Origin of the sequence: Actinomyces gerencseriae DSM 6844, assembly GCF_000429265.1 — a bacterium.
In the GTDB taxonomy this organism is placed as follows: domain Bacteria; phylum Actinomycetota; class Actinomycetes; order Actinomycetales; family Actinomycetaceae; genus Actinomyces; species Actinomyces gerencseriae.
Genome location: NZ_AUBN01000017.1, coordinates 60,723 through 68,451, shown reverse-complemented (window position 1 = coordinate 68,451; position 7,729 = coordinate 60,723). Strand labels below are relative to the sequence as shown.

4 protein-coding genes and 1 pseudogene are annotated in these 7,729 nt (G+C 72.1%); 3 read left to right on the top strand and 2 right to left on the bottom strand.

Going from position 1 to position 7,729, the window contains the following annotated elements:
- Positions 1-240: 240 nt before the first annotated feature.
- Positions 241-1,465 (top strand): annotated as a pseudogene (locus tag G448_RS17575) (IS110 family RNA-guided transposase).
- A 100-nt stretch (positions 1,466-1,565) separates the two neighbouring features.
- On the opposite strand, the gene G448_RS15870 reads toward G448_RS17575, so the two are convergent.
- Both G448_RS15870 and G448_RS18120 read right to left on the bottom strand, forming a co-directional pair.
- Complete coding sequence (locus G448_RS15870; RefSeq protein WP_051268808.1) at positions 1,566-3,053, bottom strand: DUF5691 domain-containing protein; 1,488 nt, start codon at positions 3,051-3,053, stop codon at positions 1,566-1,568.
- Positions 3,050-4,498, bottom strand: coding sequence for an SWIM zinc finger family protein (locus G448_RS18120; RefSeq protein ID WP_169720842.1), 1,449 nt, complete (start codon positions 4,496-4,498; stop codon positions 3,050-3,052). The genes G448_RS15870 and G448_RS18120 overlap by 4 nt, the downstream gene beginning before the upstream one ends.
- A gap of 818 nt (positions 4,499-5,316) precedes the next feature.
- Here G448_RS18120 and G448_RS0108575 point away from each other — a divergent pair.
- Both G448_RS0108575 and G448_RS0108565 read left to right on the top strand, forming a co-directional pair.
- Positions 5,317-5,580: a TfoX/Sxy family DNA transformation protein gene (locus G448_RS0108575; protein WP_084436550.1), complete on the top strand. Its 264-nt coding sequence runs from the start codon at positions 5,317-5,319 to the stop codon at positions 5,578-5,580.
- A gap of 1,378 nt (positions 5,581-6,958) precedes the next feature.
- On the top strand, positions 6,959-7,654 hold the full coding sequence (locus G448_RS0108565) for a hypothetical protein (protein ID WP_026407649.1): 696 nt from the start codon (positions 6,959-6,961) through the stop codon (positions 7,652-7,654).
- Positions 7,655-7,729: the final 75 nt, after the last annotated feature.

Here is a 7,729-nt window from a genome sequence, read left to right as displayed (position 1 = left end):
CGCCCGTTACCTTGTTGGTGGTCCCGGGTGGTCCGGGGCTGGGCCAGCTGCTGTGGGCACGGGTGTCTTGCCCCTGTCTTCTAATGATCCGGGGGGCGAGAGTCACCCGCGGCAGCCGGGCGCTGGTGACCGCTGATAAGGGGAACGGCCCGCTGCGTGTGAGGTCTTTCGCATACGTGGGTGCGGGACCGGTCGTCCACCGGCTGGCCCTGCACCCAGGAGCGAGAGGTGGCAGGAGAGATGGATATCGAGGACATCGACGTCTTCATCGGTACCGGGCGTCGGTAAGGCAGAGCACTGGGCTACGGCCCTGAGCCAGGAAGGGCGGAAAGTCCTCGACAGGACCCTACCCAACGACGAGGAGCGCCTGCGCGCTCTCTACAAGAAGCTGGCCGATCATGGGAACCTGCTGGTGGTGGTCGACCAGCCCGCCACCATCGGGGCCCTGGCCGTGGCGGTGGCTCAGGACATGGGCATCACCGTGGGCTACCTGCCCGGACTGTCCATGAGACGCATCGCTGACCTGACGCCGGGCAGCGCCAAGACCGACGCCAAGGACGCTGCCGTCATCGCCCAGGCCGCCAGGACCATGCCCCACACTCTGCATGCCATTAGCACCTCGGACGAGGAGACCGCAGCGCTGAGCATGCTGACTGGCTTCGACCTGGACCTGGCCCGCCAGGTCAACCAGACCGAGGGCCGGATCCGGGGCCAGTCGTTCACCCAGACCCCGCCCAGCCCTCGAGACCGTGGTGGGGCCCTGGCCGGGCGCACGACTCCGTCCTGGAGGCCCGTCGCCGCCCGGCACCGCCCCAGCCGACCTGAAGCGAGCGGGCAAGGCAAGGATTGACGCCAAGCTCAAGAAGCACGGGTGCAGGCGGCACGCCACCTGGGCAGCCCAGATCGGCTCGGCCCTGGAGCACCAGACCGTGGTGGTCGCCGGCACCGACGCCGCCGCAGTGGTTCTGCCCCACCTGGCCAGGCAGCTCATCGCCCTGCACGCTCAGCGGGCCGATGTCGCCGCCCAGGACAGTGGCCCTGGCGGGGGCCCACCCTCATGTGCCAGGTCCTGACCACCCGTGCCCGGGATCAGGGGTCCCGGCCGCCGCCGTCCTTGCTGGCCCAGACCCCGGGACAAGGACCTCCAGTCACCGGAGCCCACCTGGCCTCCTACGCCGGCCTGGCACCGGTAACCAGGAGATCGGGCTCATCGATCCGTGGCGAGCACGTCTCCCACGGCGGCAACAAGAGGCTCAAGCGCGCCATGTTCCCCTCTGCCTTCGCCTCACTGCGCTCCGACCCCGTCAGCCAGGCCTACTACCAGCGCAAACGCCAACAGGGGAAACGTCACAACCAGGCCGTCCTCGCCCTGGCCCACCGCCGCATCCCGACCCTGCACACCACGATCCGCAACCACACCCTCTACACCCCCCAACCAGCCACGAAACTACCCACCGCCGCTTGACACACCACATAGGGGCACCCCCCTGGTGGCTCCCGCTCGGATCGCTGCGCCCACTGCCCGGAGGGACCGGGCCCGGGGGTGGGGCCGGTGCCCGCATCGGTCATGATGCCTCCTGATCCGTCAGCTCGAGCAGCTCGCGGCGCAACTCGAGTGCCACGATGGTGCTGCGCACCTCGTCAGCCTCGAGCGCCTCGGCCGGCGCGGTCTCCAGGGTCACCAGGACCTGATCGACGGCTTCGGGCGCGCACCGGCCCGGCAGGACGGCGCTCAGGGCGCTCAGGGCGGACCGGCTCGCCTCGGTGCGCGTCGAGGCGGCCACCGCCACGATGCAATGGGCGGCGAGGAGCGAGCGCCTCGGAGAGAGCGTGAGCGGCCAGGCCTCGCATGTGGCGGCGACGTCGAGATGGCGCCCGGCGGTCACCAGCCGGTCGATGTATGCGTCCAGGTGCGAGGTGTCGAACAAGCCGAGGAGCCGCACCGAGCCCGGTGGCGTCGTCCGGTCCACCAGAGCGCGAGCGAGCCTCCCGTCCTCCCAACGCAGAGCCGCGCGTGTCAGCGCCTCGGACAGGTCGGCGGGCCGCCCCTCGTAGCGCACGTCCGCCTCCAGCAGCTCGGTGGCGGACAGGCCGATGAGGCTCCGCCACCGGTGGATGGGCACTCGAGAGACCACGTCGAGCGCGGCTGAGGCGAGGTGCCCCTCCGCCGTGTACTGGTCGCGGGTGAGCTCGTCGGTCGGCACGACGGGGAGCAGCTCGACCCGTGGCGCGCGCAGGAGCCGCCTGGTGACGACGACGTGCGTCCTCGCCAGGGCCTCGGCGCGTCCGATGAAGGCGGAGGAGGGCAGACGGCACAGCAGATCGGCGGAGACGCGGCGCACGCCCTCGGCGCGGTCGTCCAGGCACGTCTCCAGGAGGGGCTCGTCCTGAGGACCCAGGCCCGTGGCCAGAGCGGCGAGGATCCGCTCGCGCTCGGAGTCCTTGACCTCGAGCCATGTGCCGTCCTCCAGGAGCGCGCGGCCCGCGGCGGGGTCATGAGCGCGCACGCGAGCGAGGTAGCCGGCGCGCTCCCGACCGCTGCTGGACTCCCAACGAGCAGGATCCGGCACGGCGGCGAAGCCCTCGGCGTCGTGGACGAGGCCCGCCCAGTCCTCGTCCATGGCGAAGACGGCGCGCGCTCGTGCGTCCATGAGGTCCACGACCAGCGCCCGGCTGCCGCTCGGAACCCTGCACGCCACCCGCGACAGGAGGATCGGCGGTAGACGCAGGCCCCGACGTCGGATCAGGCGGAGGGCTCGCGTGATGAGCTCATCCTGCCCGTTCAGCGTCAGCATGCGTGAGAGCAGTTCGCCCAGGTCGTCGGGGATGACCGGAGTCTGCGACGCGGCGGGCAGGTCCAGCTCGGTCACGGGTGCGGAGGGGATGATGCTGCGCTGCGCGAGGGCGTGGACCGCGGCCGTCTCGAGCGCGAGCTCGGGCCCGGCCGTGGCACCGAGTGCGCACGCCACCGGCCCCGGCAGGGAGGCGGGGGCGAGGGGGCGACTGCGCGCCTCCAGGGCTGCTGAGCGCTCGACGTCGTCGATGCTGCTCATAGCGGCATCACCGTCCCCTCGATCACCAGGCTCAAGGGCTGCAATCCCTCGGGTAGCAGGACTCCTGCCACTACGACACTGTCGGACGCGGCGCTCAGCGCGAGTCGTCGATGCCGTCGGGACCCGCCCGCCAACGGCATCATGGAGGCGCCGTCGGACAGTGCGAGACGTCCGTCCTCATCGATGGCGAGCCGTCCGGCGACGATCGCCGGGCGGGCGTCCGCCCACGGGTCGGCGGCGAGGGCGTCGCGCCATGCCGCACGGGCCTCGGGGATCGACCAGGGGACGGGTGTCCAGCCGGTGACCGCTCCGGTCGCCGGGTACTCCTGCGTGGCCAGCGCGCGCAGGGAGGCGCCCGGGTAGAAGTGCAGGTGGTCCCTGACCTGGGTGCCGGCCGTGTAGGTCCGCGGGAGCGCGTCGCGCTTGCGCGCGTAAGCGATGATCCGCGCCCAACGGCCCGTTCGTCTTCCATACAGCCAGGAGTGCCGGGCCATGATCCGGCCCTCGGCCCGGTCCTGCGAGCCCGCGACCACCCAGTGGTCCTCGACCTCCGGCTCGGCGAGCACGATCTCGTTCCGCACGCTCACACCCAGATGCTGGAACACAGCTGCCACCAGGTCGGTAGGGAGGTGCGCGCGCTCCTGCCATGCGCGCACGAGCAGGTGCATGGCGCCGAACTCGGTGATGGCGGTCCTCTCCCAGTCCGAGCCCCGGTCGCCGACGTCGGTCGGCCCGGCCGGGCCGGCCGGCTTGGCCGGCTTGGCCGACTCGGCCGACTCGGCCAGGTCGGCCAGCCGCGGGGCCAGTGCCGGCGCCTGGGCATCGACCATGCGGGCGGCGAGCCGGCGCAGGGCGGCGGGTAGTCCGTCGTCGGCCGTGGTGATGCCCCGCTCAACCCGCTCCGACAGCCAGTGGTCGAGCTCGCTCAGGCCGTTGGTGATGCTCTGCTCGCGGTGCGCTGAGATCCGGGCGAAGGCGGGGCGCTGGTCGGAGTCGGCCGGGGCGCCGTCGTCGAGCGCGGCTGCGCCTGTGGTATCGGTCGCACCGGTTGCGCTTGTGGTATCGGCGACTGCGCTTGCGGCACCGGCGGCCGCCTCATCGGTTCCGCCCGTTCCGTTCTCCCCCTGCTGCGTCCGGACGACGTTGGTGGGCACCTCCTCGTCCACTCTGCCGTCGCGCCACAGGTGCAGCAGGCCGATGACGTGCTTGCAGGGAAACTTCTCGGACGAGCAGGAGCAGCGGAAGGCGGGTTCCGACAGGTCCGCGTGCACCTGGCAGGTTGTCCCTCCCGAACTCCGGTACTGGCCCCACAGTAGGTTCTCCGAGCGGCCGAGGCCGGTCCACGCGCCTGTCGCGGACAGCTTCAGGCCAGCGGCGGCCACCCGGTCATCGGGTGCGATGGAGGCGATGCGTGTCGGACTCCAGACTCCGGTCGTTGCAGTCATGATCACGGAGCCTCGTTCGGCTGGTCGGTCGGATGGGCGTGTGCCGTACTCATGAGTCAGGGGTTCCTCGAGGACGTCATTGGACTGTGAAGACTCGTGCCGCACCCGGAGCGGGACTCGTGGCGATGCGACAAGGCGTCGATATGACGACGAGCCACCGCAACCGTACGGTGCTAAATCACGATTCGGCAACGGATGGTAGTCCCCATGATGAGCATGACGCGGAAGCGCGCCGGAGTGGCGGTACCGGTGACATATCTCCATGCGGCGCACACGCGGATGCGGTGGGAGCCGTCCTCGCCCGACAGGCCCTCGAGGATGCGCCGGCCGGTGTCATCGGCACCTTGGCCCGGGATCGGGGCGTTCTGGTCCGGGGTCGGGGCGTTACGGCGCTCGGCTCGCCGTTCCGAGGACCGTCGCCCAGCGCGCGCCGGCGACGATCGAGGATCTGCGGCGCGACCTCGATCGGCATCGGGGTGGCATCGGGTCGCCTCGGGGCGGATGCTCGGGTGCCCGGGGACCGGAGCCCGGCTGGGGCGGGCGGCGACCGGGCCCTGCGAAGGCTCGGGCGACCCGGGGGCGGGGGCGCTCGTCGGGGAGTGGGCGTCCGTCCCGACGCGTCCTATCGTCGTCGGCGTATCGTGGCCTCGACGGCCGAGAGCGCCGGGTGTCCGCCGTGGCGCCGTTGGCGGGGCCGGTGCGCCTGCGCGTTCGACCGGTCGATTCCGCGATCCGGGGAGGACGTGCATCTGGCTCGAGGAGGCCGTCACGGCGTTCGGTCTGGAGACCTCGGGTGCGCGCGGAGACGGAGGAGGATCATGACTGACGGGGCTGATGTGACTGAGCTGCGCGATCTCCCGGGCGTTGGTCCCGAGCTGGAAGCCGCATTGCGCGCGGCGGGCATCACCGATGCTGAGACGCTGCGACGTACTGGCTCCGTGGAGGCCTGGTGGGCGGTCCATCCGCGCTTCACGTGCCTCCACTCGCTGCTCGCTCTGGAGGCGGCGATCCGTGGCGTCTCCAAGCGGGAGCTCGACGACGTCACCCGCGAGCGGCTCGGACGGGAGGCGGGCAAGGGCTGAACCCTGATGCCGCGCCCGACGAGCGGGGGCATTGTCATCCTGTCGCGACAGAACCTGCTCGTTCTGGCCCGGCCCTGCGCCCGAGCGGGGCGTTCTCCGCATCGAGATCGGTTCGGCTCCGCGTTGAGACCTGATCCCGCGCTCGAACGGACCGCCTCGGCGCGCCCTGCTCCGACTTCGCTTTCCGAGTGCGCCGTGCGCCTCGTCCCCGGCCGCGATGTGCTGGGCTCGCCCCGCGGGGAAGCGGAACCGGGGCCCTCTCATCGCCGGTAGGCGGCATGCCGGCTGCTCGCGCGACCATGTCTGGGCTCGCGCGGTCGTACGGCAAACTTCGTGGTCGTACCCGGAGTCTCGCGGTCGTACGTTTCTCCGCGCGGTCGTACCTTAAAGGCCTTCTAAGGTACGACCGCGCGGGCCCGGGTACGACCGCGCGGGCCCGGGTACGACCGCGCGGGCCCGGGTACGACCGCGCGGAGCCGATTCTTGCGACACGGGGTATCGAGTGACTCGGCTCACGTTGGATATGCGGAGTGATGCGGATCGGCACGTCCGACGGCGGGCGCGCTCCGGTCCGTGGTGGTCCTGCGCCTCGTGAGCCTCCGGTTCAACGTATGGAGGATCCGCGCTCCGGCCCGCATGGGGTGCGCGGGAGGTCGATGCGCACGCGGTGGCTGGCCCGCAGCCCAGCGAGCCTCGGGGAGCGCGGGAATGGCCGTGCCGCACTATCTGCACGGAGAAGCGCGTCATCTGCGCGGAGAAGAAGCGGCGGCGCCTCCGCCGATCGGCATCGCGGTAGCGTCGTCCCCATGCTCCGTGCCACCCGTTCCGATTGACCGGGTGCTCGGCGCATCGCGGTCGGGGAAGGCGGACGCGACGGCCATCTCCCCCGTCGCCCGTGGGTTCGCCGCCGCGCTGGAGGGCGCTCCCGTCCTGGTCCTGATCGATCCGCGCCGGTGGAGCCTCGTCCCGGTGGTCTTGCGTAGTGAAGAGGGGCTGCGCGCAGGCGTCCAGGGTGTCGGCCGCGCTGTCCCGGGCCTTGCGTGATGAGGAGGGGTGGCGCGCATGACCGCGGAGTCCCCGAAACCCGAGACCGGCCGGACTCGGCGTCGGGCTCAGTCTCGAGACTCGAGATCGGTCCGGTTCCGCGTCGAGATCGGTCGTAGTCCGGGCCGAGGATGCCGGGGACGCCGGGGCTCCTCCGGGCACGTGGCACTGCGGATGTACGTGAGGATGCCGAGGATGCCGGGGCCGAGGAGGAGCCGTTGCACATCCGGGACGGCGGCGCGCGCCGTCCTCCGTCCGCCGGCCTGCGTGACAATGGGGGCGTCCGCGACGCTCGGCAAGGCGGACGGACAGCCGCCCCGCGTGAGGAGACACCATGACCCGCCAGTTCCACCGCCCCGCCCGCCTCGATCCGGAGGTCGCCGAGAGCATCGAGGGGGCCGCCGACACCGCCTCCTCCTCGGAGCTCGCCCACCGGGCCGCCCAGGCCCTCCTCGGCGGCCGGTCCCTCCCCGACGACTCCCACGGCTCCTATGACGACGGCGCATCCGACGACCCGGGCGAGTGGATCACCCGCCCCGGCGTCGTGGCCGCCGTCGCCGCCCACGGGGTCGACGCCGTCGCCGAGCTGTGGGCCGATTCCCCGGCGACCACCCTGCCGGGCGCCCTGTGGCGCCTGTTCCTCGTGCGCGAGTGGATCCGCCGCGATCCGGCGCTGATCGCCCGGCGCTACGCCACCGTCGTCGACCTCAGCGGTGCCGGCGACACCACCCTGTCCCGCTTCGAGGCCGCGCGGGCCGAGGCGCGTCCGGTCCCCTCGCCCGAGGATCTGCGCGCCGCCCTGGACCGGGTCCTCGCCGGGGAGCTGGATGACGTCGTCGCCCTGGCGCCGGTCCTCCGGGTCGCCGCCGCATTCCTGCGGGCGCTCGCGGCCGGCTCGGACCCGGTGTGGATCGTCGACGACGCCGATGAGCTCGCCGACCGCGTCACCCGCCGGGACTCCGCGCTCCTGGCGACCGCCGACGAGCTGGCCGAGGCCTCGCGCAGGGCCGCCTCCGGCGGTCTCGACTGATCGCCGGCGGTTCCGTCTGCTCCTCCTCTCCGTTCCGGTCGGCGCGTTCCGGTCGGGCAGCGCGACGTACGAGAT

Excerpts from the sequence above, each read along its gene's own strand:
- G448_RS15870 (WP_051268808.1), bottom strand. The coding sequence starts at position 3,053 with ATGAGCAGCATCGACGACGTCGAGCGCTCAGCAGCCCTGGAGGCGCGC.
- G448_RS18120 (WP_169720842.1), bottom strand. The coding sequence starts at position 4,498 with ATGACTGCAACGACCGGAGTCTGGAGTCCGACACGCATCGCCTCCATC.
- G448_RS0108575 (WP_084436550.1), top strand. The coding sequence starts at position 5,317 with ATGACTGACGGGGCTGATGTGACTGAGCTGCGCGATCTCCCGGGCGTT.
- G448_RS0108565 (WP_026407649.1), top strand. The coding sequence starts at position 6,959 with ATGACCCGCCAGTTCCACCGCCCCGCCCGCCTCGATCCGGAGGTCGCC.